Annotated in this window: 19 protein-coding genes and 2 riboswitches; of the genes, 8 read left to right on the forward strand and 11 right to left on the reverse strand. The window is 65.2% G+C overall.

Annotated features, from left to right (window positions below; translation table 11 throughout):
* The 7 genes from AC07R1_RS08000 to cobW form a co-directional block, all read right to left on the reverse strand.
* Positions 1–1113 (reverse strand): tartrate dehydrogenase, encoded by a 1113-nt coding sequence (locus tag AC07R1_RS08000; RefSeq protein WP_041118883.1) that lies wholly within the window; start codon positions 1111–1113, stop codon positions 1–3.
* 161 nt (positions 1114–1274) lie between these two features.
* The gene (locus tag AC07R1_RS08005; RefSeq protein WP_019094337.1) at positions 1275–2177 is read right to left on the reverse strand and encodes a LysR family transcriptional regulator; all 903 of its coding nucleotides are present in this window, start codon (positions 2175–2177) and stop codon (positions 1275–1277) included.
* 84 nt (positions 2178–2261) lie between these two features.
* On the reverse strand, positions 2262–3908 hold the full coding sequence (locus AC07R1_RS08010) for a phospholipase D-like domain-containing protein (RefSeq protein WP_495110394.1): 1647 nt from the start codon (positions 3906–3908) through the stop codon (positions 2262–2264).
* A 181-nt stretch (positions 3909–4089) separates the two neighbouring features.
* Positions 4090–4686 (reverse strand): vWA domain-containing protein, encoded by a 597-nt coding sequence (locus tag AC07R1_RS08015; protein WP_370059511.1) that lies wholly within the window; start codon positions 4684–4686, stop codon positions 4090–4092.
* Positions 4687–4739: 53 nt separating this feature from the next.
* Complete coding sequence (locus AC07R1_RS08020; protein WP_125063345.1) at positions 4740–5747, reverse strand: magnesium chelatase ATPase subunit I; 1008 nt, start codon at positions 5745–5747, stop codon at positions 4740–4742.
* A gap of 127 nt (positions 5748–5874) precedes the next feature.
* Positions 5875–9648, reverse strand: a complete 3774-nt coding sequence (cobN, locus tag AC07R1_RS08025) for a cobaltochelatase subunit CobN (protein WP_495110395.1) — start codon at positions 9646–9648, stop codon at positions 5875–5877.
* 3 nt (positions 9649–9651) lie between these two features.
* Positions 9652–10722, reverse strand: coding sequence for a cobalamin biosynthesis protein CobW (gene cobW, locus AC07R1_RS08030; RefSeq protein WP_011061931.1), 1071 nt, complete (start codon positions 10720–10722; stop codon positions 9652–9654).
* Positions 10723–10820: 98 nt separating this feature from the next.
* A riboswitch (cobalamin riboswitch) is annotated at positions 10821–11032 on the reverse strand.
* A 141-nt stretch (positions 11033–11173) separates the two neighbouring features.
* Positions 11174–11399, forward strand: a riboswitch (cobalamin riboswitch).
* Between the two features lie 96 nt (positions 11400–11495).
* On the opposite strand from cobW, the gene AC07R1_RS08035 reads away from it, so the two are divergent.
* From AC07R1_RS08035 to cobM, 4 genes are all read left to right on the forward strand, one after another.
* Complete coding sequence (locus tag AC07R1_RS08035) at positions 11496–11684, forward strand: CbtB domain-containing protein (protein ID WP_011061932.1); 189 nt, start codon at positions 11496–11498, stop codon at positions 11682–11684.
* An 11-nt stretch (positions 11685–11695) separates the two neighbouring features.
* A complete protein-coding gene (locus AC07R1_RS08040) occupies positions 11696–12397 on the forward strand; it encodes a CbtA family protein (RefSeq protein ID WP_495110396.1) in 702 nt (233 codons plus the stop codon).
* Positions 12394–12807: a cobalamin biosynthesis protein gene (locus AC07R1_RS08045; protein WP_011061934.1), complete on the forward strand. Its 414-nt coding sequence runs from the start codon at positions 12394–12396 to the stop codon at positions 12805–12807. Before AC07R1_RS08040 ends, AC07R1_RS08045 begins: the two co-directional genes overlap by 4 nt.
* Positions 12808–12889: 82 nt before the next feature.
* Complete coding sequence (gene cobM, locus AC07R1_RS08050) at positions 12890–13636, forward strand: precorrin-4 C(11)-methyltransferase (protein WP_015636081.1); 747 nt, start codon at positions 12890–12892, stop codon at positions 13634–13636.
* A gap of 172 nt (positions 13637–13808) precedes the next feature.
* On the opposite strand, the gene nfuA is transcribed toward cobM, so the two are convergent.
* Positions 13809–14393 (reverse strand): Fe-S biogenesis protein NfuA, encoded by a 585-nt coding sequence (gene nfuA, locus AC07R1_RS08055; RefSeq protein ID WP_011061936.1) that lies wholly within the window; start codon positions 14391–14393, stop codon positions 13809–13811.
* Between the two features lie 142 nt (positions 14394–14535).
* Positions 14536–16827 (reverse strand): fatty acid cis/trans isomerase, encoded by a 2292-nt coding sequence (locus AC07R1_RS08060; RefSeq protein WP_053152490.1) that lies wholly within the window; start codon positions 16825–16827, stop codon positions 14536–14538.
* Between the two features lie 154 nt (positions 16828–16981).
* Between AC07R1_RS08060 and metH the strand changes: the two genes are divergently transcribed.
* Together metH and AC07R1_RS08070 are read left to right on the forward strand one after the other, a co-directional pair.
* The gene (gene metH, locus AC07R1_RS08065; protein ID WP_210483734.1) at positions 16982–20692 is read left to right on the forward strand and encodes a methionine synthase; all 3711 of its coding nucleotides are present in this window, start codon (positions 16982–16984) and stop codon (positions 20690–20692) included.
* Positions 20693–20831: 139 nt separating this feature from the next.
* A complete protein-coding gene (locus AC07R1_RS08070; protein WP_015636084.1) occupies positions 20832–21053 on the forward strand; it encodes a DUF2970 domain-containing protein in 222 nt (73 codons plus the stop codon).
* Between the two features lie 7 nt (positions 21054–21060).
* On the opposite strand, the gene AC07R1_RS08075 is transcribed toward AC07R1_RS08070, so the two are convergent.
* Entirely contained in the window at positions 21061–22146 is a 1086-nt protein-coding gene (locus AC07R1_RS08075; RefSeq protein ID WP_011061940.1) for an ABC transporter substrate-binding protein, read from the reverse strand.
* 596 nt (positions 22147–22742) lie between these two features.
* On the opposite strand from AC07R1_RS08075, the gene AC07R1_RS08080 reads away from it, so the two are divergent.
* On the forward strand, positions 22743–24401 hold the full coding sequence (locus tag AC07R1_RS08080) for a nitrite/sulfite reductase (RefSeq protein ID WP_011061941.1): 1659 nt from the start codon (positions 22743–22745) through the stop codon (positions 24399–24401).
* On the forward strand, positions 24385–24879 hold the full coding sequence (locus tag AC07R1_RS08085; RefSeq protein ID WP_011061942.1) for a DUF934 domain-containing protein: 495 nt from the start codon (positions 24385–24387) through the stop codon (positions 24877–24879). Before AC07R1_RS08080 ends, AC07R1_RS08085 begins: the two co-directional genes overlap by 17 nt.
* A gap of 202 nt (positions 24880–25081) precedes the next feature.
* Here AC07R1_RS08085 and sohB read toward each other — a convergent pair whose 3' ends face one another.
* Entirely contained in the window at positions 25082–26116 is a 1035-nt protein-coding gene (gene sohB / locus AC07R1_RS08090) for a protease SohB (protein WP_492617335.1), read from the reverse strand.
* Positions 26117–26302: the final 186 nt, after the last annotated feature.

The following is a 26302-nucleotide window of genomic DNA, read 5'->3' on the forward strand; positions in this document are numbered from 1 at the left end:
TCAGCTCCTGTTTCCAGCCAGACACTCGGCAATCGCCCGCCCCACTTCCACGGTGCTGGCGGTGCCGCCCATTTCCCGGGTGCGCGGCCCTTCGGCGAGCACCGTCTCGATGCTTTCGACAATCGCCGCCGCGGCCCGCTGGTAAAGTTCATCGCCCTGCCCCAGGTGTTCGATCATCAGGGCCGCCGACCAGATCTGGCCGATCGGATTGGCCACGCCGAGACCGGCGATATCCGGCGCCGAACCATGCACCGGCTCGAACAGCGAGGGGTACAGGCGCTCCGGGTTGAGGTTGGCCGAGGGCGCAATGCCGATGGTGCCGGTGCAGGCCGGGCCCAGGTCGGAGAGGATGTCGCCGAACAGGTTGGAGGCCACCACCACGTCGAACCAGTCCGGGTGCTGGACGAAGTGCGCGCAGAGAATGTCGATGTGGAACTTGCGGGTCGCGACCTGAGGGTAGGCCTGGGCCAGCGCCTCCACCCGTTCGTCCCAGAACGGCATGGTGATGGCGATGCCGTTGGACTTGGTGGCCGCCACCAGGTTGCGCCGGGGCCGGCGGCTGGCGAGTTCGAAGGCGTAGTTCACCACCCGGTCCACACCATGGCGGGAAAACACCGACTCCTGCAGGGCAATCTCCCGCGGGGTGCCCTCCCACATGCGCCCGCCGACGCTGGAATACTCGCCCTCGGTGTTTTCCCGCACCACGATGAAATCGATGTCCCCCGGCGCCCGGCCGGCCAGCGGGCACGGCACCCCGGGCATCAGCCGCACCGGGCGGATGTTCACGTACTGGTCGAACTGGCGGCGGATCTTCAGCAGCGAATCCCAGACCGCAATATGGTCGGGCACGATGTCCGGCGCGCCCACGGCGCCGAAGAAGATCGCCTCGTGGCCACCGATCTGCTGCGCCCAGTCGTCGGGCATCATGCTGCCATGGGCCTGGTAGTGCTCGCTGCACCAGTTGAAATGATCGAATTGCAAGGCGATGCCGAAGCGCCGGCTAACGGCTTCCAGCACACGCAGGCCTTCGGGGACCACTTCGCGGCCGATGCCGTCACCGGCGATCACCGCAATGCGATGGGGAGGTTTTACAGCGGGATTGATCCTGGACAAGCCGTCTCTCCTGGTCTGACGTGTTGTTGTTATGGAGGCAGGTCAAGCGCATGGGCGAGCCCATTCTGGCCACAGCGCGGGGCCAGTGGGAATTGCTCATTATGGAAACCGCCTTCGCAAAATTCGAAGGCACGCGGGAAGAGTCCTGCTATGACCGGCGGCTAGCCCGCGGCTGCCGCGGCCTGCCCGCAACCGGCCAGGTAGTCGAACAGCTCGCGACTGGCCAGGGACGGCTGTTCCTGGCGCCGGCAGAGGTACATCTGGCGGTCGGCCCAGGGGTCGTCGATTTCGATAAAACGCAAGGCCATCTCCTTGCGAAAGATCTGCACCGCCCCCTGGGGCAGCACCCCCACGCCCTGCCCTGCGGCGATCAGCCGGCACACGGCCTCGAAGCTGCGCACCTGCACCCGCAGGCGCAAGGGCATGCTCACCGCCGCGGCCGCCTCGCTGATCAGGGGAGTGATCGCGGCGTTGTCCTCCAGGCCGACGAAGTCATAGCCCAACAGGTCCTGAAAGCGCGCGCGGCTCATCTTGAACGGGTGGTCCTGGGGCACGATCAGGCACAACCGGTCGCGGCAATAAGGGATGAAATGCAGGTCCTGGCCCCGTGGCCGGGTGGTGACGATGCCCACATCGGCCACGCCGTCACGCACCGCCAGGAGGATCTCGCGGCTGCGCTCCTCGCGGATGTCCACGCGAATGCCCGGGTGCAGGTCGCTCCACTGGGTCAATTGCCGGGGCAGTTCCTGGCTCATGGCCGAACTGTTGGCGTACAGGCTGACCCGGCCGGTGGCGCCCTTGGCGAAGTCGGCCAGGTCGGCGTGCATCACATCCACCGCCCGCAGCAGGCTTCGCGCGTGCTCGGCCAGGGCCTGCCCCGCCGCCGTCGGCAATACCCCGGTGGAGGTGCGGGTCAGCAGCGCCACCTTGAAATGCTGCTCCAGCAGCGACAGGCGCCGGCTGGCGGCGGACAGCGACAGGTGCGACTGCTCGGCGGCCCGGGACAGGTTGCCCAGGGTCAGGGCCTTGAGAAACAGCTCGATGGAGGTCAGGTCCGGGGCCATGGCAGGGTCCTTGTGCGCGGTCCGTGAAAACTACCCAGTCGGGCGCGCCCTGTCCAACCTTGTGGCGGCTGCTCGCAGCCCCGGTCAGCGCCCGGAAAAACGCAGCCGCGACAGCTGGCGCAGATCCCCTTCCAGGTAGTAGGCGTTGCTCCAGCTGTCGTCCACCGCCAGGGGCTGGACCTGCTTGAGGGCCAGTTGCCTGGCGAAGTAGCGGAAGCGGTAGTGTTCGTAGAACCGCAGCAGCTCCAGGCCGTAGCGGTCCGCCAGGTCGATGTCGCCGCGGATGATCAGGAAGTTCTCGTCATTGCTCTGGCTCGCGCCGACGCTGAGGTTGTGACTGCCGCTGATGATCACCGGCGCCTCGCTGGTGAAGTCGGTGACGATGGCCTTGGTGTGCACCAGCAGGTTGCCCTTCTGGCCTTTGAGCCCCTCCTTGAGCCAGCCCTCCAGGCCATTGTTGAGCAAGGCGGTGGCGGCGAACTCGGCCGTGCGGTCGGCGTGAAAACCGGTGATGCGGCTGGCGGTGTTCTGCAGGCCGTAGCGCAACACATCGTCGTGGGGCTGGCCGAGCAAGGCATCGAGAATGCTGTCGGGCAAGGCGAAGGCGGTGACGAACAGCAGGTCGCGGCGGGCGCCGTTGATGATATCGACGAACTCCGCGAGGTCGCCCTGGCCGCTGCGCGGGGAAAACCCGGCGAACAGCGGCGCCTGCGGCTGCACCGGGTTGTTCCGGGTCAGCCAGGTGCGCGTGGCGCCGACATCCGCCGGCGTCGCCCAGACCTGCTCGAACACCTCCAGGTAGCGCGTGGCGATGTCCACGTGGTCGAGGCTGTGCAACACGTTGGCCTGACGGTAGACACCATTGGCGGTGAAGTTGGTGCTGCCGCACAGCACCGATTGCGGCTGGCGCTGGCCGGCGGCGTCGAGGCGGCCGAGGACGATGAACTTGTCGTGGAAGATCGCGTGGGTCACCCGCCCGCACTTATTGGCCTCGGGCAGGTGCTGCAGGCTGGCCTGGTTCATCGTGGTGTCGGCATCGCCGGGGGCGGCGTGGTACAGCACCCGCACCTGTACGCCGCGGTCGAAAGCCGCGTTGACGGCATCGATGATCGCCTGCAACTGGTACTCGTAGATGGCGATGTCCAGGCTCCAGCTGGCGTCCGTGGCGCGCTGAATGAACCCCAGCAGCGCCTCCAGCAGGCCGTTTTCCAGCCACTGGCGGGGCGCGTCCGGCCACTTTTCGATGGGCAGGTTCTTGTTGGCGCTGAGCAACGCATCGAGCTCGGGAAACTTGCGCGAGAACGCCTGGCTGGCAGCCACCGCACGGTTGAAGATCACCCGCTGGCCGGGAGGCTGGCCGTTGTCGGCGGTGATGCTCAACTGCAGGGACTCGCCCAGTTGCGGCGCGTCCGGGCTGCCATAGGCCAGGTGCACCCGGTAGTTGAGGGTGGCACCGGGGTTGACCGCGTAGTCGGCCCAGCGGAATTTCTGCAGGGGCGCCTGATCGCTGGGGGTGGCGTTGTATTGGGGGAAGGTATGGGCCTTGCCGGGGAAAGTCAGGCTGTTGAACAGAAACAGCCAGGGCTTGCTGCCGGTCTGTTTTTCGATGGCAAAACCCAACAGGCCCTGGCGCCGCGACGCATCCAGGTCCATGGCCAGCAGCACCCCGTTGGTTCCGGCATAGGCCTTGACCCGGAAATCGTCCTTGTCGTTACGCACCAGTACCCGCATGAAGTCACTCCTGTGAAAGACAGCGCAAAGCGTAGCCGCTTCCCGCTCCGGCATGCCAAGGCAAAACCCTGTAGGAGCCGGCTTGCCGGCGAAGAGGCCCGTGTGACTTGCACCGCCAGGCCGGACGCTTTCGCTGGCAAGCCAGCTCCTACGGGGGATGTGCGGTGTGTCGGGGAGGTAGTCAGTCGATATGCTGGTAGACAGCGTTGAGCCGAGTCGCCAGTTCGCGGGCGCGGCCCAGGCGGATCGGGCCTCGTTCGATGTCGAGCAGCAAGGTCGGGCAGTTCAGGGGCCTGGGCGGTGGCAGGTTCTTCAGCCGGCCATCGGTGATCAGCAGCACGCGCTGCTGCTCCGCCGGCAGGCGCCGTTGGCGTTGTTCCAGCCACTGGGCCGCTTCGTTCAGGGCTTGGGGCAAGGGCGTGCCGCCGCCGGCACCCAGGCCGTCGAGCCAGTGCCGCAGGTCCCTGGAGGCCTTCAGGCCCTGGACCTGCCAGCTCGGCGCACGGCCGCTGGCAGTGAGCAGGGCCAGGCGTGCACGCTGGCGGTAGGCGTCGTCGAACAGTTGCGCCAGCAGGCCCTTGGCATCGCTCAGGGCGCTGTGCCGGCGGGTCGAGGCCGACGCGTCGACTATCACCAGCCACAGCTCATGGGGCGAGCGGCTGCGCAAGCGAAACAGCAGCTCTGCACGCAACCGTGGACGGCCTTTGAGCAAGGTGCCGGGCCAGTTGACCGAACCGGCGCTGGCCTCGCGGCTTTTGCCTTGCCGGCCGTGATCCAGGTGCCCCGCCCGGGGCTTGGCATCCGCCCCCCGGTCAGTGCGGGGGCGGATGCCTAGGGCTTTTTTGGCCAGCTGGGCACTTCACGACGGGCGCCGGTGGGCAGGGCCTGGGCCGGCATTTCGCCCCATTGGCCCTGGCCTTCGCTGGGGTTGGCGTTGGCTGGCGCCGGTGCCTGGGGGCTTTGCCCGGACTGTGGCGCGCTGGGCGGTGTCTCCCGCCGCCGGTGGCGCAAGGCGAACTCGGCCACAGCATCGATATCCTCCTCGGCAATCGCCGGGGCGCCACGCCAGGCGGCATGGGCGCGGGCCGCGCGCAGCCAGACCAGGTCGGCGCGCAGGCCGTCCACGGCAGCAGCAAAGCAGCGCTCGGTAATCAGCGCCAGGGCCTGGTCGTCCAGCGGGATGCTGGCCAGCGCGGCCCGCGCCCGCTGGCAGCGCTCGCGCAATGCCGCCTGGGGTTCGGCCCACTGGGCGCAGAAGCCCTGGGGATCGCTGTCGAAATCCAGGCGGCGGCGAATGATCTGCCCGCGCTCCTGGGGCGCGGGCTGGCCGCTGAGGGCGACGTTGAGGCCAAAACGGTCCAGCAGTTGCGGACGCAGTTCGCCCTCCTCCGGGTTCATGGTGCCGATCAGCACGAACTTCGCCGAATGGCGGTGGGAAATACCGTCGCGCTCGATCAGGTTGGTGCCGCTGGCGGCCACGTCCAGCAACAGGTCCACCAAGTGGTCAGGCAGCAGGTTGACTTCATCGACGTAGAGCACGCCGCCGTCGGCCTTGGCCAGTACCCCCGGAGAAAATTGCGCCCGGCCCTGGCCCAGGGCGGCGTCCAGGTCCAGGGTGCCCACCAGGCGCTCTTCGGTGGCGCCCAGGGGCAAGGTGACGAACTGCCCGCTGGCCAACAGGTCCGCCAGGCCCCGGGCCAGGGTCGACTTGGCCATGCCCCGTGGGCCTTCGATCAGCACGCCGCCGATCTTCGGGTCGATGGCGGTCAGGCACAGAGCCAGTTTCAATGCTTCGGCGCCGACCACGGCGGACAGCGGGAAATGTGGGGTGTCGCTCATGTCAGGGTCTCGCTTGGGTCGGGGGATGTCCGCAGGACGCTTTTGCGAGCAAGCTCGCTCCTACAGCGGCAATGCCAGCCCTGTAGGAGCGAGCTTGCTGGCGATCGAGTGCGCAGCACTCGCCGCCTCAGGAATCTTCTTCTATATCCAGCAGCAGGTGTTCCAGGGCTTCACGATAATCGCCAGGCTCTTGCCACAGGCCACGCTGCTGAGCTTCCAGCAGGCGCTCGGTCATGTCCCGCAGGGCGTGGGGATTATGCTGGCGGACGAACTCGCGGGTCGAGCCATCGAGCAGATAGGCATCGGCCAGCAAGGCGTACTGGTGATCGTCGATCAGTTCGGTGGTGGCGTCGAAGGCGAACAGGTTGTCCAGGGTCGCGGCCATTTCGAAGGCGCCCTTGTAGCCATGGCGCTTGACCCCTTCGATCCACTTCGGGTTGGCCGCCCGGGAACGGATCACCCGGTTCAGTTCTTCCTTGAGGGTACGGATCTTCGGCAGGTCCGGCTGGCTGTGGTCGCCGTGGTAGCTGGCGGCCTTGGCGCCGCTGAGGCTTTCCACCGCCGCCAGCATGCCGCCCTGGAACTGGTAGTAGTCGTTGGAGTCCAGCAGGTCGTGCTCGCGGTTGTCCTGGTTCTGCAGCACCGCCTGCACCCGGCTCAGGCGGGTGGCGAACTGCTCGCGGGCGGCAGTGCCTTCGTCGCTGCCACCATAGGCGTAGCCACCCCAGTTCAGGTAGACCTCTGCCAGGTCCTCGCGGCTCTGCCACAGGCGGCCGTCGATGGCGCCCTGGACCCCGGCGCCATAGGCCCCCGGCTTGGCGCCGAAGATCCGCCAGCCGGCCTGGCGCGAGGCGGCGTCGGCATCCAGCCCCGACGCCTCCAGGGCCGCGCGCTCGGCACGCACCCTGGCCGCCAGCGGGTTCAAATCCTCGGGTTCATCGAGAGCCGCTACCGCCTGCACCGCCGCATCGAACAGGCGGATCAGGTTGGCGAAAGCATCGCGGAAGAACCCGGACACCCGCAGGGTTACGTCGACCCGCGGCCGGTCCAGCAGGCTCAGGGGCAGGATCTCGAAGTCATCGACCCGCTGGCTGCCGGTGGCCCACACCGGGCGTACCCCCATCAGGGCCATGGCCTGGGCGATGTCGTCACCGCCGGTGCGCATGGTGGCGGTGCCCCAGACCGACAGGCCCAGTTGCAGCAGGTGGTCGCCGTGATCCTGCAAGTGGCGTTCGAGGATCAGGTTGGCCGACTGGAAACCGATGCGCCAGGCGGTGGTGGTGGGCAGGTTGCGCACGTCCACCGAGTAGAAGTTGCGCCCGGTGGGCAGCACGTCCAGGCGCCCGCGGCTTGGCGCACCACTGGGGCCGGCAGGCACGAAACGCCCGTTCAGGGCGTCCAGCAGGCCGCGCATTTCCGCCGGGCCACAGGCGTCCAGACGCGGTGCGACCACCTCGCGCAGGCCGTCGATGATGCTCTGCACCGGCTCCCAGCCGGGTTCGTCCAGCTGTGGGACGGGCCCTTGCAGCGCCGCTTCGATCAACCCGGCGGCGTAGAGCTCCAGGCGCTCGCGAACGTCACCGGCGGTGCGCCACAGCGCCTCGCTCAACTGTTGCAGCACGGGCGGGCGGCGCCCGGTCCAGGGCTCGGACAGGGCACAGTCCAGGGGGTCGAAGCCCAGGCCGAAAGCCTTGGCCAGGGCCCGCAGCAGGCTGGCATGGGCGCCCTTGCCGTCGCCCCGGGGAATGCGTAGCAGGGCCAGCAGGGTGTCGATGCGCAAGCGCCCCTCGGGGGACTCGCCGAACAGGTGCAGGCCATCGCGGATCTGCGATTCCTTGAGGTCGCACAGGTAGGTGTCCAGGCGCGGCAGCCAGAGCGCGGCGTCGGCGTCGCTGTCGAGCTGTTCGCCCAATTGCAGCTCGCGGTCGATATGGGTCTCGCGCACCAGCTTGAGAATGTCCCGCTGCAGCTCCCGGGCCCGGCGCGGGTCCAGCAACTGGGCTTCGTAGTATTCGTCCGCCAGCAGTTCCAGGTTGCGCAGCGGGCCATAGGTCTCGGCGCGGGTCAGGGGCGGCATCAGGTGATCGATGATCACCGCCTGGGTGCGGCGCTTGGCCTGGGCGCCCTCCCCCGGGTCGTTGACGATGAACGGGTAGATGTTCGGCAACGGCCCCAGCAGCGCATCCGGCCAGCATTGCTCGGAAAGCCCCACGCCCTTGCCCGGCAGCCATTCCAGGTTGCCGTGCTTGCCGACATGGATCAGCGCGTGGGCGCCGTAGGCCTGGCGCAGCCAGAAGTAGAACGCCAGGTAGCCATGGGGCGGCACCAGGTCCGGGTCGTGGTAGACCGCGCTGGGGTCCACCTGGTAACCCCGGGCCGGCTGGATACCGACGAAGGTCAGGCCAAAGCGCAGGCCGGCGATCATCATCCGCCCGTTGCGGCACATCGGGTCCTGCGGCGGCGTGCCCCAGCGTGCCAGCACCGCTTGGCGGTTGGCTTCGGGCAGGGCCTGGAACAGCGTCAGGTAGTCGGCCATGGCCAGGCTTTGCTGGCAGGGGCGCTGGTCGAGGCTGTCCAGGTCGTTGCTGACCCCACCCAGCAACTGCTGGATCAACTCGGTGCCGCTGGCCGGCAGTTCGGCCGGCAGCGGATAGCCTTCGGCGTGCAGTGCCTTGAGGATGTTCAGCGCCGCCGCCGGGGTGTCCAGGCCCACACCGTTGCCGATGCGCCCGTCCCGGGTCGGGTAGTTGGCCAGTACCAGGGCCACGCGTTTGTGGCCGTTGTCCAGGCGCCCCAGTTCGACCCAGCGCCGGGCCAGTTCGGCGACGAAATCCATGCGTTCGGGCTGGCCGCGATAACAGACCACGTCCGACTGGCTGCGCTCGCTGCGCCAGGCCAGGTCCTTGAAGCTGATGGGCCGGCTGATGATGCGCCCGTCCAGTTCCGGCAAGGCGATGTGCATGGCCAGGTCCCGCGGCCCCAGGCCCTGCTCGCTGTCACGCCAGCCCGGTTCGTTGTCCTGGGCGCAGATCGCCTGGATCACCGGGATATTGCGGCGGAACGGCCGCAGGTGCGGGGCTTCGGGGCTGGACTGGGCGAAGCCTGTGGTGTTGAGGATCACCCCGGCCGCGGTTTCATCCAGCCAGTCTTCCACCTGGCTCAGGCAGCCCGGTTCCTTGAGGCTGGCCACCGCTATCGGCAAGGGGTTGAGGCCCGCCGCCAGCAAGCGCTGGCAGAACAGGTCGATAAAGCCGGTGTTGGCCGCCTGCAGGTGGGAGCGGTAGAACAGCAGCGCTGCCACGGCTTGCCCCGGCTGCCAGTCGGCCTGCCAGTCACTGAGGGCAGCCTGGCTTTTGTGCGGGTGGTAGATCGCCGTGCGTGGCAGGGCCTGCGGTTCGCTCCAGGGGTAGTCGCGCCCCAACAGGCCGCTGGCCAGGCAGCGGTAGAAGTTCAAGGCGTTATCGCGGCCGCCCTGGCGCAGGTATTGCCACAGGCGATCACGCTCGATGGGGCCCACGGTGCTCAGGTCGCCGAGTTCCGGGTCGGGGCGGTCGTCCCCCGGCACCAGGATCAACTGCACCCCGCGCTGGGACAGCTCCACCAGCCGCTCGACGCCGTAGCGCCAGTAGGCGATGCCACCGTGCAGGGAAATCAGGATGACCTTGGCGTGGCGCAGCACCTGGTCCACATACAGGTCCACCGAGGCGTGGTTCTGCACCTGCATCGGATTGGCCAGGCGAAAGCTGGGGTAGTCCTCGGGCAATTGCTCGGCGGCGTCCGCCAGCAGCGCCAGGCTGGAATCGCCGCTGCACAGGATCACCAGCTCGGCGGGGGTTTGTCCCAGGTCGGCAATGTTGTCATCCGACACGAAACCGCCGGGCTGGGTCCTGAGCAGGTGCATGGCTTAGACGCTGAGTGCGGCGCGCAGTTGCGCTTCGAGCTGGGCGGCGTCCAGTTCCTGGCCGATCAGCACCAGGCGCGTGGTACGGGCCTCGTCGGCGCCCCACTTGCGGTCGAAGTGCTTGTCGAAGCGCGTGCCCACGCCTTGGATCAGCAGGCGCATCGGCTTGTTGGGGATGGCGGCGAAACCCTTGACCCGCAGGATGCCGTGCTTGACCACCAGTTGGGTCAGGGCGTCCAGCAGCAGGCTTTCGTCGGCCTGGGGCAGCTCGATGGAGATGGAATCGAAGGCGTCGTGATCGTGGTCGTCGTGATCGTCATCGCCGTCATGGTGATGGTCGTGATGGCTGTGGCGGCCGTCGATGTGTTCCTCGGAACCGGCACCCAGGCCCAGCAGCACATCCAGGGGCAGGCGACCGCTGCTGGCTTCGATGACCTTGACCGCCGGCGGCAGCTCCTCGGCCACTTCCAGGCGCACCTTGGCCAGGTCTTCGGGGCTGATCAGGTCGGTCTTGTTGAGGATCACCAGGTCGGCGCTGGACAGCTGGTCGGCGAACAGCTCATGCAGCGGCGATTCGTGGTCCAGGTTGGGGTCGAGCTTGCGCTGGGCGTCCACTTGATCGGGGAAGGCGGCGAAGGTGCCGGCGGCCACGGCCGGGCTGTCGACCACGGTGATCACCGCATCGACGGTGCAGGCACTGCGGATTTCCGGCCACTGGAAGGCCTGGACCAGAGGCTTGGGCAGCGCCAGACCGGAGGTCTCGATGAGGATGTGGTCCAGGTCGCCACGGCGCGCCACCAGTTCGCGCATCACCGGGAAGAACTCCTCCTGCACGGTGCAGCACAGGCAACCGTTGGCCAGCTCGTAGACTCGGCCGCTGGCCTCTTCCTCGGTGCAGCCGATGGCGCATTGCTTGAGGATTTCGCCGTCGATGCCCAGCTCGCCGAATTCGTTGACGATCACCGCAATGCGCCGGCCCTGGGCATTGTCCAGCATGTGCCGCAACAGGGTGGTTTTGCCCGAGCCGAGGAAGCCGGTGACGATGGTGACGGGAAGTTTGGCCAGTGTTTTCATCGGATGCCCTTTGGCAAAAGGAGGCGGGCAAACGGGACGAGAACCGCAACGCCGGGCGCGCGGAGATTTCGCCACCGGATCACCCCGCCCGGTTGTAGTGAGAATCTTGGATCGAGGCAGGTCTCCTGGCTGAGGGCTTGCCAGTCGTCGGACCGGCGATTGCTGCGCCTTCCCACCGGCGTCGTCGACACCCATGCAGTGGCCTTGCAGCAATCGAACCCTTCACAGTTGCGGGGGCAGCCGCGGCATCGACCGCGTTCCCTTCTTAGCTTCGACCCGTGGCCGAAGAACCTCGAAAGCGCAAGGCTACGCAGAGCCAGGGGGACGGTCAATCGACAATGCGCCCGTAGCAGCCGGCTTGCCGGCGAAAGAGCCATTGAACCTTGCACGAGCACGGCGCACACCTGCGCAGCGGTCACGGCAATTGACGCCCCTGCCCCGCCCATGATCTCCTACACACCTTGTTACGGGTGCCCCTTACAGGGTGAAACGGGAAACCGGTGAATCACGTGCTTAACTAAAAAGCCGTGGCCAGTCCGGTGCTGCCCCCGCAACGGTAAGCGAGCGAAGTGTCAGATCCACTGTGCCAAGGCATGGGAAGGCGACACTTGCCGGCACGGCATGACACAGCCCTGCCCCTCGCAAGCCCGGAGACCGGCCCGCAACACTTACATAACAACCCGCGGTGGGCGGGCGCTGTTGCAAACCCTGCGTGGCCATCACGCGGGGTTTTCCTGCGCCTCTACCCCGCTGACACTCCAGAGGGAAGCGCCATGTCGATCATCAGCAGCACCAGCCACTCCGCCAGCACGACCTCCACCCTGAGCCAGCGCCTGGTGGCCGCCATCGGCGCCTCGATCCTCGGCGCGTGCCTGGTGTACTTCGCCGGCTTCTCCCACATCGAGGCGGTGCACAACGCGGCTCACGACACCCGCCACAGCGCCGCCTTCCCTTGCCATTGAGACCTGCCGACATGATCAAGCGTATCGCGCAAACCGCAGGTTTCACCGGCCTCTTGGCCGCCCTGCTGCTGACCCTGCTGCAAAGCTTCTGGGTCGCCCCGTTGATCCTGCAGGCGGAAACCTATGAAAAGGCCCCCGCGGCCGAAGTCCATGAGCACGCCGAAGGCGCCATGGCCGTCCACAGCCACGATGCCGAAGCCTGGGAGCCGGAAGACGGCTGGCAGCGCGTGCTGTCCACCACCGGAGGCAACCTGGTGGTGGCCGTGGGCTTCGCCCTGATGCTGGCCGGCCTCTACACCCTGCGCGCGCCGAACCGCACGTCCCAGGGCCTGCTCTGGGGCCTGGCCGGCTATGCCACCTTCTGCCTGGCGCCGACCCTGGGCCTGCCGCCGGAACTGCCGGGTACCGCCGCAGCCGACCTGGCACAGCGGCAGATCTGGTGGGTCGGCACCGCCGCCTCCACCGCTGTGGGCATTGCCCTGATCGTGTTCGCCCGCAACTGGCTGCTGAAGATCCTGGGCGCGGCCATCATCGCCGTACCCCACGTGATCGGCGCGCCGCAGCCGGAAGTGCATTCGATGCTGGCCCCGGAAGAACTGGAAGCGCAATTCAAGATCGCCTCGCAGCTGACCAATGCGGCCTTCTGGCTGGCCCTCGGGCTGATCAGCGCCTGGTTGTTCCGGCGCAAGAGCGCGGGCCAGTACTCGGCATGATCGAAGTGAGCGCAGCGCCGACCCTGGTGGTCGGCCTGGGCTGCCAGAAAGGCTGCCCGGTGACCACGCTGCGCGCCTTGCTCGACCAGGTCCTGGCGGCGCACCAGTGGCAGGCCCGGCAGGTCCTGGCCCTGGCCAGCATCGACCTCAAGCGCAACGAACCCGGCCTGCTGCAACTGGCGGAGCAACTGGAACTGCCGCTGACCTGTTTCAGCAGCGGCCAGCTCGCCCCCTTTGCCCTGCGCCTGAGCCACCGCTCGCAAATCGCCTTCGAACGTACCGGCTGCTACGGCGTGGCCGAAAGTGCCGCCCTGGCCCTGGCCGAACAGCTGTCACCCGGCCCGGCCACACTGCTTGTTCCCCGGCAAAAATACGCCCAAGCCACCCTGGCATTGGTCGCCGCCCGGTAGAATCCCCGATAATTCCCGCCTTCGATCATGAGCAATCTTCATCTGAAGCACGGCTCCCGACCTTTTTTCACAGGACACAGCCATGACTGTCTATTTCATCGGCGCCGGCCCCGGCGACCCGGAACTGATCACCGTCAAGGGCCAGCGCCTGATCCATCGTTGCCCGGTGATCATCTACGCCGGCTCCCTGGTCCCCCAGGCAGTGCTCGACGGGCACCGCGCGGAGCGGGTGATCAATAGCGCCGAACTGCACCTGGAGCAGATCATCGAGGCCATCAAGCAGGCCCATGCCCGGGGCCAGGACGTGGCCCGGGTGCATTCCGGCGACCCGAGCCTGTATGGCGCCATCGGCGAGCAGATCCGCTGCCTGCGGGAGCTGGGCATCCCCTTCGAGATCATCCCCGGGGTCACCGCCACCGCCGCCTGCGCTGCCCTGCTGGGGGCCGAACTGACCCTGCCGGACGTCTCCCAAAGCGTGATTCTTACCCGCTACGCGGACAAGACCGCGATGCCTGCCGGCGAGGATTTCGCCAGCCTGGCGGCCCACGGCGCCACCATGGCCATCCACCTGGGGGTCAATCACCTGCCGAAGATCGTTGCCGAGTTGCTGCCCCACTACGGCGCAGACTGCCCGATTGCAGTGGTGCACCGCGCCACCTGGCCGGATCAGGACTGGGCCCTGGGAACCTTGGCGGACATCGTCGATCAGGTGGCGGCCAAGGGTTTTCGGCGCACGGCACTGATCCTGGTGGGCCGGGTGCTGGCCACGGATGCATTCAGCGAATCGTCGCTGTACCGCGCCGGGCACGCACATCTCTACCGCCCTTGACTCCCTTTGCGGGAACTGGCTTGCCAGCGAAGGCGATCTGGGAATTGGTACAAGACTCTAGGGCCCTTTCGCCGGCAAGCCGGCTCCTACGGAGGCTTTGGGGGGAGCTGGCTTGGGGGCATAAAAAAACGGCGCTCACGGGGCGCCGTTTTTTCAAGTCGCAGCGAACGCCTTAGTAGTAGGCGTTTTCTTTCTGCGTGTGGTCGGTGACGTCACGTACGCCCTTGAGCTCCGGAATGCGCTCGAGCAGGGTGCGCTCGATGCCTTCCTTCAAGGTCACGTCGGCCTGGCCGCAGCCCTGGCAACCGCCGCCGAACTGCAACACGGCAATGCCGTCCTCGACCACGTCGATCAGGCTGACCTGGCCGCCGTGGCTGGCCAGCCCCGGGTTGATCTCGGTTTGCAGGTAGTAGTTGATGCGCTCGTTGACCGGGCTGTCGGCATTGACCATCGGCACCTTGGCGTTGGGCGCCTTGATGGTCAGCTGGCCGCCCATGCGGTCGGTGGCGTAGTCGACCACCGCATCATCGAGGAAACCTTCGCTGAAGGCGTCGATGTAGGCGGTGAAGCTTTTCAGGCCCAGGGCCTTGTCTTCGGGTTTCTCTTCGCCCGGCTTGCAATAGGCGATGCAGGTCTCGGCGTACTGAGTCCCTGGCTGGGTGATGAAGATGCGGATGCCAATCCCCGGGGTGTTCTGCTTGGATAGCAGATCAGCCAGATAATCGTGGGCGGCGTCGGTAATGGTTATGGCGCTCATGGTGGTTCCTCGCAGACGTGGGCGCAGTTTACGCCAATCCAAGCCGCTGACAAAGTCCTAGTATTTTTGTCGGGATAGACTTTGGTATAGAGCGTCCCCGGGCCGCGCCAAGGCGCAGTCCGGGGGCGATGACAGCTCTATGTCAGAGGTTTTCGTAACGGTTCATGTCCAGGACCCCGGCTTCCACCGGGTCGGTTTCCTGCAGGTAGCGGGTCTGGTCATGGAAGTACTGCCAGAACTGCGGATGGCTGCGGCGGATGCCCCAGCGCTCGACGATCTTCTCGAAGCTGGCGGCGTCCCGGGCCGCCTGCATGGCGTCGACGAACTCCGGCACTTGCCCGGCCGGTACGTTGAACATGAAGTTCGGATAGCTGCTGAGAATCCCCGGGAATATGGTCAGGGTGTCCAGCCCCGGCTGATAGCGCAGCGACTCGCCGAGCATGAAGGCCACGTTACTGTGGGCGCGGTTGCGCAGCATGCTGTAGAACTCGCGCTTGCCGCTGGCGGTCTGGACACGCAGCAGGGTCGCTTCCGGCAACTGTTCGATGACCTTGAGGCCCGCCGCCGGGCGCGATGCCAGGCGGCTCAGGGCCTGCTCGGCATCCTGCAGCGCCGGGTCGATGTTCGGGCGTGAGCAGTAGGCGCTGTCACAGCGGTTGATCGGATCCGGCTTGGCGTTGAGGTCGCCATAGCGGGCCAGCAACTGGTTGGCGAAGTCCTTTTTTGGGTCCTTGAGGTCGAGCTTCAGCGCGCTGCGCTTGTCGTCGTCGATGGACTCGTAATCCAGCCACATCTTGAACTTGCCACTGTTCTGGTACCAATCGTCGAGGAAATCCTCGCGGGTGCCGGCGGGCATCAGGCGCAGGAAGTTCTGCTCCGCGCCATTGCGGATCAGGTCGAAGTACAACCGGGTCTGGGCCTGGTGGGAGACGTTGCCGAACACGTCGAAGTTCACCGCCAATTGATAGTAGGTGCGCTCCAGCAGCGGGTAGTCGAACAGCCACATCGTCTGTGGCACTTCGCCGATCAGGCCCTTGGTCACCGAGGCGCTGTCGAAGTGGCGGAAGATGCTCAGCAGCGCGTTGTCGTTGCCGGCCCACAGGGTCGACCAGCTGGGCGCCGGCGAATCGGCATAGGAATCGCGGCGCAGGGCCTCGTACTCGTTGCGCTTGTCGCGATAGGCCAGCCACAGGCTGAGCACGCTGCCGACGTCGTCGTTCTGCCCGGGCATGGCCAGCAACGGCGTGGCCTGGCCGCGATAGGCCGGGTCGGTGATGTACAGGTCATGTTCGGGGGCCTGGAACAGCGCCCAGAAGTTGTCGCGAATCACGTCGGTGGCGATCTGCCCGCGGCACACCGGGCCACGGATAAAGGTGCGCACGAAGTATTCGGCGTTATCCAGCATGAACTGGTAGCGGGCCTTGGCCGGAATCGCCTCGAAGGTCTCGAACGGGTTGGCCCGGCGCGCCGGCCCGTAGCCCGGCAGGGCCGTGACCTGCCAGTCGCCGCTGTAGAACAGGGTCTTGACCCGGGCCATCTTCGCCGCGCTCAGCGGGTAGGTGATATGGGTCTTGTGCACGATCACCCCTTGCACCGGCCACAGGCGGTAGTACACCTGGGTGCCCGGGTCGTCGTTGGGGCGACGGGTGTTGATCAGGTCGATGGGCTGGCCACTGGGGGTACGGGAACGCACCCACTGGAAGAAATGCCCCGGCTCGCCGCCTTCAAAATAGAGGTGGGCGAGGAACAAGTGTTCATAGAGCCAGCGCGCCACCAGGCTCTCCCGGGCGCCAGGGGCGTTGAGCAGGTTTTCCCACTGAGCCACTTGCAGGCTTTCCCGAGCACTGGGGGCCAGGCCTTGCTCGTCGATGGGCGCGCCCGAGGCCAGCCAGCGTTGCAGGGTCAGGTATTGCTGATCGGTCAGGCCGGTGACCGCCAGGGGCATGCCTTCCTTGGGGTGAGCCCCGGCATAGGCGTCGAACTCCGCCGGCTGCGGGCACATGTTCTCGCGGCTCAGGCCCAGGGCGATCTCGCTGGGCAACTTGGCGTTGGGTTGCAGCGGGGTGCGATGGCCCAGTTCCAGCATGCGCGCCATCAGCGCCGCCTGGCTGCCCTGGGCGTCAAGCACCGAATAGAAGCCCTTCTGCTGCCAGGCACGCTGGCCAGTGGCGTCATAGAACAGCCGCGTAGGCGCTTGGGCCTTGCTGCGCTCGCCGTCGTACACCGGAATCTTCGAAGCACCGCGGCTGGCCCCTTCACCACTGCCCAGGTTGAGCTGACAGGCGGAGTCGTAACAGGCATGACAGGCCACGCATTTCTCGGTAAAGATCGGCTGGATGTCGCGGGTATAGGAAATCGCCGGCGCCGGACCTTGTGCCAGGCACACTGAACTCAGAAGCAGCAGCGCGCTGCTGACGATAAAACGAAACGGCATGTCCCTGGTCCCGAAAGAAAAAAACGCCGCGATTCTACCGGTCTCACCCCTCGACCAACATGAGCGATATTCATGCAAAAACCACGCATGCCGCAAAACCATGCAGGTTTGCTATGATCGCCGCCCTTCGCAATGGCCTTACCAGGTAGTTCTCATGTCCGATCGCAGTGCTCGCCTCCACGCCCTCCAGCAAGCCCTCAAAGAGCGCATTCTGATTCTCGATGGCGGCATGGGCACCATGATCCAGAGCTACAAGCTCGAAGAACATGACTACCGTGGCAAGCGCTTCGCCGACTGGCCCAGCGACGTCAAGGGCAACAACGACCTGTTGGTGCTGACCCGCCCGGACGTGATCGGCGCCATCGAAAAAGCCTACCTGGATGCCGGTGCCGACATCCTCGAGACCAACACCTTCAACGCCACCCAAGTGTCCCAGGCCGACTACGGCATGGAAGAACTGGTCTACGAATTGAACGTAGAAGGCGCCCGCCTGGCGCGCAAGGTGGCGGACGCGAAAACCCTCGAGACCCCGGACAAGCCACGTTTCGTCGCTGGCGTCCTGGGCCCGACCAGCCGCACCTGCTCGCTGTCGCCGGACGTCAACAACCCCGGCTACCGCAACGTCACCTTCGATGAACTGGTGGAAAACTACACCGAGGCCACCAAGGGCCTGATCGAAGGCGGTGCCGACCTGATCCTGATCGAGACCATCTTCGACACCTTGAACGCCAAGGCCGCGATCTTCGCCGTGCAGGGCGTGTTCGAGGAGTTGGGCTTCGAACTGCCGATCATGATTTCCGGGACCATCACCGATGCTTCCGGGCGCACCCTCTCCGGCCAGACCACCGAAGCCTTCTGGAACTCCGTGGCCCATGCCAAGCCGATCTCGGTGGGCCTGAACTGCGCCCTGGGCGCCAGCGAGCTGCGCCCCTATCTGGAAGAGCTGTCGAACAAGGCCAGCACCCACGTCTCGGCGCACCCCAACGCCGGCCTGCCGAACGAGTTCGGCGAGTACGACGAGTTGCCGGAACAAACCGCCAAGGTCATCGAAGAGTTCGCCCAGAGCGGCTTCCTCAACATCGTCGGCGGCTGCTGCGGCACCACCCCGGGGCATATCGGCGCCATCGCCAAGGCCGTGGCCGGTTATGCCCCGCGACAGATCCCGGACATCCCCAAGGCCTGCCGCCTGTCGGGCCTGGAGCCCTTCACCATCGATCGCAACTCGCTGTTCGTGAACGTCGGCGAGCGCACCAACATCACCGGCTCGGCCAAGTTCGCCCGGCTGATCCGCGAGGACAACTACACCGAGGCCCTGGAAGTCGCCCTGCAGCAGGTGGAAGCCGGCGCCCAGGTGATCGACATCAACATGGACGAGGGGATGCTGGATTCGAAGAAGGCCATGGTCACCTTCCTCAATCTGATCGCCGGGGAGCCGGACATCTCCCGCGTGCCGATCATGATCGACTCTTCCAAGTGGGAGGTGATCGAGGCCGGCCTCAAGTGCATCCAGGGCAAGGGCATCGTCAACTCCATCAGCATGAAGGAAGGCGTCGAGCAGTTCATTCACCATGCCAGGCTGTGCAAGCGCTACGGCGCCGCCGTGGTGGTGATGGCCTTCGACGAGGTCGGCCAGGCCGATACCGAGGCGCGCAAGAAGGAAATCTGCAAGCGCTCCTACGACATCCTGGTCAATGAAGTGGGCTTCCCACCGGAAGACATCATCTTCGACCCGAACATCTTCGCCGTGGCCACCGGCATCGAGGAACACAACAACTACGCCGTTGATTTCATCAACGCCTGCGCCTATATCCGCGACGAGCTGCCCTATGCCCTGAGCTCCGGCGGTGTGTCCAACGTGTCGTTCTCGTTCCGCGGCAACAACCCGGTGCGTGAAGCGATCCACTCGGTGTTCCTGCTGTACGCGATCCGCAACGGCCTGACCATGGGCATCGTCAACGCCGGCCAGCTGGAGATCTACGACCAGATCCCGCAACAGCTGCGCGACGCCGTGGAAGACGTGGTGCTCAACCGCACGCCCAACGGCACCGACGCGCTGCTGGCCATCGCCGACCAGTTCAAGGGCGACGGTAGCGTCAAGGAAGCGGAAACCGAGGAATGGCGCGGCTGGGAAGTCAACAAGCGCCTGGAACACGCGCTGGTCAAGGGCATCACCACCCATATCGTCGAAGACACCGAAGAGTCGCGCCAGAGCTTCAGCCGCCCGATCGAGGTGATCGAAGGCCCGCTGATGTCCGGCATGAACGTGGTCGGCGACCTGTTCGGCGCCGGCAAGATGTTCCTGCCCCAGGTGGTTAAATCCGCCCGGGTCATGAAACAGGCGGTGGCCCACCTGATTCCCTTCATCGAGCTGGAAAAAGGCGACAAGCCGGAAGCCAAGGGCAAGATCCTCATGGCCACGGTCAAGGGCGACGTGCACGACATCGGCAAGAACATCGTCGGCGTGGTCCTGGGCTGCAACGGCTACGACATCGTCGACCTCGGGGTGATGGTGCCGGCGGAGAAGATCCTGCAGGTGGCCAAGGAGCAGAAGTGCGACATCATTGGCCTGTCCGGGCTGATCACCCCGTCCCTGGACGAGATGGTCCACGTCGCCCGCGAGATGCAGCGCCAGGATTTCCACCTGCCGCTGATGATCGGTGGCGCCACCACCTCCAAGGCCCACACCGCGGTGAAGATCGAGCCCAAGTACAGCAATGACGCGGTGGTCTACGTCACCGACGCCTCCCGCGCGGTGGGCGTGGCCACCCAGCTGCTGTCCAAGGAGCTCAAGGCCGGCTTCGTGCAGAAGACCCGCGAGGAATACGTGGAAGTGCGCGAGCGCACCGCCAACCGCAGCGCCCGCACCGAGCGCCTGAGCTACCCGGCGGCCATCGCCAAGAAGCCGCAGTTCGACTGGAGCAGCTACCAGCCGGTCAAACCGACCTTCACCGGCGCCCGGGTGCTGGACAACATCGACCTCAAGGTGCTGGCCGAATACATCGACTGGACGCCGTTCTTCATCTCCTGGGACCTGGCCGGCAAGTTCCCGCGCATCCTCGAAGACGAAGTGGTGGGCGAAGCTGCCACCGCGCTGTACAAGGACGCCCGGGAGATGCTCGACAAGCTGATCAACGAAAAGCTGATCAGCGCCCGCGCCGTATTCGGCTTCTGGCCGGCCAACCAGGTGCAGGACGACGACCTGGAAGTCTACGGCGATGACGGCCAGCCCCTGGCGCGCCTGCACCACCTGCGCCAGCAGATCATCAAGACCGATGGCAAGCCGAACTTCTCCCTGGCCGACTTCGTCGCGCCCAAGGACAGCGGCGTCACCGACTACGTCGGCGGCTTCATCACCACCGCCGGAATCGGCGCCGAAGAAGTGGCCAAGGCCTACCAGGATGCCGGCGACGACTACAACTCGATCATGGTCAAGGCCCTGGCCGATCGCCTGGCCGAAGCCTGCGCCGAGTGGCTGCACCAGCAGGTGCGCAAGGAGTACTGGGGTTATGCCAAGGACGAACAACTGGACAACGAGGCACTGATCAAGGAGCAGTACAGCGGTATCCGCCCTGCCCCGGGCTACCCAGCCTGCCCGGACCACACCGAGAAGAGCACCCTGTTCGCCCTGCTCGACCCCGAGGCCAGCGAAGGCCGTGCCGGCCGTAGCGGCGTGTTCCTTACCGAGCACTTCGCCATGTTCCCGGCGGCGGCCGTCAGCGGCTGGTACTTCGCTCACCCGCAGGCGCAGTACTTCGCCGTGGGCAAGGTCGACCAGGACCAGGTCCAGAGCTACACCGAACGCAAGGGCCAGGACCTGGCCGTGAGCGAACGCTGGCTGGCACCCAACCTGGGCTACGACAACTGACCCACGTTGTGCAGGAGCCGGCTTGCCGGCGAAGGCGGTCCCCTGGGCCTCTTCGCTGGCAAGCCCATTCCTGCAGCCGCCCGCCACCCCGGGCGGCATTGTCTATGCTCTGTTGACACCCAACCGTGTCGAGGGATTTATGGACGATCCAAGCAAGGACAATCAGCCTCCGACCTTCCTGCAGATGCTGCAAAGCGTGCTGGCCGCCGCCTTCGGCGTACAGAGCGGGAAGAACCGCGCCCGCGACTTCAGCCACGGCAAGCCCAGCCACTTCATCGTGCTGGGCATTCTGTTCACCACCCTGTTTGTTCTGGTGCTGCTGGGCATCGCCAACCTGGCGATGCACCTGGCGGGGGTCTGAAGCGGCGTCAGCGCAGCAACAGCTGCAAACCGAAGGGATAGCGGTAGCTGTCCGGCTTGCCTTGGGCGGACAGCCCGCGAAAATCGACCCTGGTGCCCACCTGATCCCCCAGGCGCAGCAACTGCCGGGCCTGGGCCGGGGTCAATGCCTGGAACAGCGACAGCTGCCAATCCGGCCCGCCCAGGCGCCGGGCGTCCAGCCCCAGGGCATCATCGTGCAATGCCACCAGGGCCCAGCCCCCCAGGGTGAAGTGCCCCGCCTCCAGCACCGACAACTTGCCGTCGATCAGGGCCTGCAAGGCCTCGGGCGAACTGTTGACTCCACTGAACAGCAGATCCGTTCCCGGCTTGCGGCCCAGTTCCCGGGCCGCTTGCATGGCCCCCAGGGCCATTTCGTCATTGGCCGACCAGACCAGTTGGGTTTTCGGGTAGCGCTTGAGCAACTGTTGCGCCTGGCGGTAGGCGCGCTCCCGGTTCCATTCGCCATAGACCAACTGACGCAAATGCACCTGCGGATGTTCGGCCAGGGCCCGGCGCAAGCCGCGCTCGCGCAACTGCGCCGCAGGTGTGACCTTGAGCCCGGAAAATGCAAGCAGTTCGATGCCGTGCCCTGCCGGGACCGGCCCAAGCTTGTGCAGCAGCTCCTTGAGCATGCGGTAGCCGGCTTCCTCATCGTCGCCCACCATGCTGCCGATCCAGTCCGAATAGTTCTGCCGGCTCTGCCCGATCAGTTCCCGCTGGTCCAGGGTCAAAGGGCTGTTGACGATAAACAGCTTGATCCCGGAGCCCTGGGACAGACGCAGGATCTGCGGAGCCACGTACTGTTCGTTCACCAGCATCAGGTAATCGGGTTTGTCGCGGCCCTGGAACAGCTCCCGGGCCTGCTGCAGAGTGTTCTGCGGATCGCGCTCGGCATAGAGGATGCGCAGGTCAAGCCCCAGGTCCCGGGCCGCGGCCTGCATGAACTGCGAATAACTGACCCAGAAGGTCTCCGTGGAATTGCCGGGATTGAGAAACACCACCGATGTGGCATGAGCGACCGCCCAGAACGGCAGACTCAGGCACAACAGCCACTTGCACAGACGCTTGAACATTACGAGAAGAGCCCCAGAATTTCGCCCAGGCAGTATAACTGGCAAAGTGCTGGCCAACGGCGGCAAATTGTCATGATTGTCCGACAATTCAGGCTCTTTTTTATCGCTCGACTACTGGTGACTGACCCAGAACACGGCCGTACCCACGACCAGTATGATCAGAAAGAGAATGGCCCAAGCATCAACGCTACTGTCACTTTTCCTTACTTTGGTTGGATGGCTCATAGCATCGCCTCTAGTAGATTTTGTCGGTGACTGCTCAAAGACACGTCCACAGTTAAGACCAGGATTGCCCCTACCACAAATGGGGTTACTCTCACGCCCCTACCGTTAGTCGTTTTGGTTCTGTGCATATACTCAAACATCACTTTTGCGCATAACCGCAAACTGGTATCGTTCGGCGGCTCCGTTGGGAGTGCGCGGCCGTGCGCGCAGATTTGCTTACATGGGTGGCGTGAAGCGTGAACGAAGGCAAGACGAGGTGAGACCGGCGAAAACCGCGCTGGACGCCAGTCCGAGCAGCGTACCGAAGCCGTTCACCGCAGTATTTGCCAAGTGCGCTTGAGCGCCGCCTGTAGCCTGAGAACTGGACCTATATGTACGTATACGACGAGTACGATCAGCGGATCATCGAGGACCGCGTCAAGCAGTTCCGTGATCAGACCCGACGCTATCTGGCAGGCGAGCTGAGCGAAGAAGAATTCCGCCCCCTGCGCCTGCAGAATGGCCTTTATATCCAACGTTTTGCCCCGATGCTGCGGGTCGCCGTGCCTTACGGCCAACTGACCTCGCGCCAAGCGCGGATGATGGCCAAGATTGCCCGCGACTACGACAAGGGCTACGCGCACATCAGTACCCGGCAGAACGTGCAGTTCAACTGGCCGGCCCTGGAAGACATCCCGGACATCCTCGCCGAACTGGCCACCGTGCAGATGCACGCGATCCAGACCAGCGGCAACTGCCTGCGCAACGTCACCACCGACCAGTTCGCCGGTGTCGCCGCCGACGAGCTGATCGACCCGCGGCCCTGGTGCGAGATCGTCCGCCAGTGGACCACCTTCCACCCGGAATTTGCCTACCTGCCGCGCAAGTTCAAGATCGCCATCAACGGCTCGACCTCTGACCGCGCGGCCATCGAAGTCCATGACATCGGCCTTGAGCCTGTGTACAACGCCGCCGGTGAGCTGGGTTTCCGCGTGCTGGTGGGTGGCGGCCTGGGCCGTACCCCGGTGGTCGGTGCCTTCATCAACGAGTTCCTGCCCTGGCAGGACCTGCTGAGCTACCTCGACGCCATCCTGCGGGTCTACAACCGCTACGGCCGGCGTGACAACAAGTACAAGGCGCGGATCAAGATCCTGGTCAAGGCCCTGACCCCTGAAGTGTTCGCCGAGAAGGTCGAGGCCGAGATGGCCCACCTGCGCGGCGGCCAGACCACCCTGACCGATGCCGAAGTGCATCGCGTGGCCAAGCACTTCGTCGACCCGGACTACAAGACCCTGAGCAACCAGGACGCCGAACTGGCCGCCCTGGACCAGCAGCACCCGGGCTTTGCCCGCTGGCGCACGCGCAACACCCTGGCCCACAAGAAGCCGGGCTACGTGGCCGTGACCCTGTCGCTCAAGCCCACCGGCGTAGCGCCGGGAGACGTTACCGACAAGCAGTTCGACGCCATCGCCGACCTGGCCGACCGTTACAGTTTCGGCCAGCTGCGCACCTCCCACGAGCAGAACATCATTCTCGCCGACGTCGAGCAGAGCCAACTGTTCACCCTGTGGGGCGAGTTGCGGGAGAACGGCTTCGCCACGCCGAACATCGGCCTTTTGACCGACATCATCTGCTGCCCGGGCGGCGACTTCTGCTCCCTGGCCAACGCCAAGTCGATCCCGATCGCCGAATCCATCCAGCGCCGTTTCGACGACCTGGACTACCTGTTCGACATCGGCGAACTGGACCTGAACATCTCCGGTTGCATGAACGCCTGCGGCCACCACCACGTAGGCCACATCGGCATCCTCGGGGTGGACAAGAAAGGCGAGGAGTTCTACCAGGTGTCCCTGGGTGGCAGCGCCAGCCGCGACGCCAGCCTGGGCAAGATCCTCGGCCCGTCCTTCGCCCAGGACGACATGCCCGACGTGATCTCGAAGCTGATCGACGTGTACGTGGAACAACGTACCGAAGACGAACGCTTCATCGACACCTATCAACGTATTGGCATCGACCTCTTCAAGGAGCGCGTCTATGCAGCGAATCATTAAGAACAACGAGGTCATCGACGAAACCTGGCACCTGCTGCCCAAGGACGCGACCCTCGACGGCATTTCCAACTGCGACGACCTGATCGTGCCACTGGCCCTGTGGCGCGAGCATGCTCACGCCCTCAAGGCCCGCGATGGCGGCCTGGGTGTATGGCTGGATGCGGACGAAGAAGCCGAGGAAATCGGTGACGACGTCGAGCAGTTCCAGGTGATTGCCCTGAACTTCCCGGCCTTCACCGATGGCCGCAACTACTCCAACGCCCGCCTGTTGCGTGACCGCTACGGCTACAAGGGCGAGTTGCGAGCGATTGGCGACGTGTTGCGCGACCAGCTGTTCTACCTGCACCGCTGCGGCTTCGACGCCTATGCACTGCGGGCCGACAAGGACCCCTACGAAGCCTTGGAAAGCCTCAAGGACTTCTCGGTGACCTACCAGGCCGCCACCGACGAACCGCTGCCGCTGTTCCGTCGCCGCTAAGCCCTGGCGCCAACAAAAAGCCCTGGAACGGTTTCCCGCTCCAGGGCTTTTTTGTTTCCGCGCCTCCCACCTACCGCAGGAACCGGCTTGCCGGCGAAGAGGCCCTCGGGCCTTGTGCAAGTCTTGCGATCGCCTTCGCTGGCAAGCCAGCTCCTACAAAGCCAGCTCCTACAAAAAGCCAGCGCCTACAAGGCCGGGGGGGTTACCAGAAGCGCTGTTGGGTCAGGCGGCTCCACCAGGTCAGCAGCACGCGGTCGATGGAGCCGCTGGCCGCCAGCCCTACCCGCTCTTGCAGGCTCTTGCGCTCGGCATAGTGCAAGTGGAAGACATCGGCACTCTTGGCCTTGTCCGCCAGGTATTCGTCACTGGTCTGCAACTCGTCCACCAGCAGTTTTTCCTGCGCCGCCACGCCCAGCCAGACTTCACCAGTGGCCACTTCATCAATGGCCAGTTGCGGGCGATAGCGGGAAACGAAGTTCTTGAACAGTTGATGGGTGACGTCCAGGTCTTCCTGGAATTTCTCCCGGCCCTTCTCGGTATTTTCGCCAAACACCGTCAAGGTGCGCTTGTACTCACCAGCGGTCAGCACTTCGAAATCGATGTCGTGCTTCTTCAGCAGGCGGTTGACGTTGGGCAACTGGGCCACCACGCCAATGGAACCGAGGATGGCGAACGGCGCGCTGATAATCTTTTCACCGATGCAGGCCATCATGTAGCCGCCGCTGGCCGCTACCTTGTCGATGCACACCGTCAGCGGCACACCGGCCTGGCGGATACGCGCCAGCTGCGACGAAGCCAGCCCGTAGCTGTGGACCATGCCGCCACCGCTCTCCAGGCGCAGCACCACTTCATCCTTGGGCGTTGCCAGGCTCAGCAGGGCAGTGATTTCATGGCGCAGCCCTTCGGTGGCCGAAGCCTTGATGTCGCCATTGAAGTCCAGCACGAAGACCCGGGGCTTGGCCTCGGCCGGCTGTTTCTTGTGCTTCTTCTGGCTCTTTTCGGTCTTGCTCTTGGCCTTGCGCAGGGCCTTGAGCTGATCCTTGTCCAGCAGGCTCTGCTCCAGGCGCTCGCGCAGTTCCTTGTAGAAATCATTCAGCTTGCTGACCTGCAACTGCCCCACACCCTTGCGCCGCCCCTTGCTGCGCAGCGCAGCGGCGGTGATCAGCACCACCAGGATGGCGACCACCAGGGTCACGGTCTTGGCCAGGAAACTGGCGTATTCGGCGATAAACTCCACAGGGACTCCTCAAACATGGACCGCTGCCAACGAGCGGCGTAATGGGCTAAAGCATACCGGCGCGACTGGTCGGCCACCAGTCGGGAAACCTTGTGTAACCAAGCTCCAACAATCATTTCAAACAAGCGTATGTTTTTTCATTGACAGCTCACCGGCATCCTCATAACCTCGCAAAACTTTCAACGT

The organism is Pseudomonas sp. GW821-FHT07F01 (genome assembly GCF_059418825.1).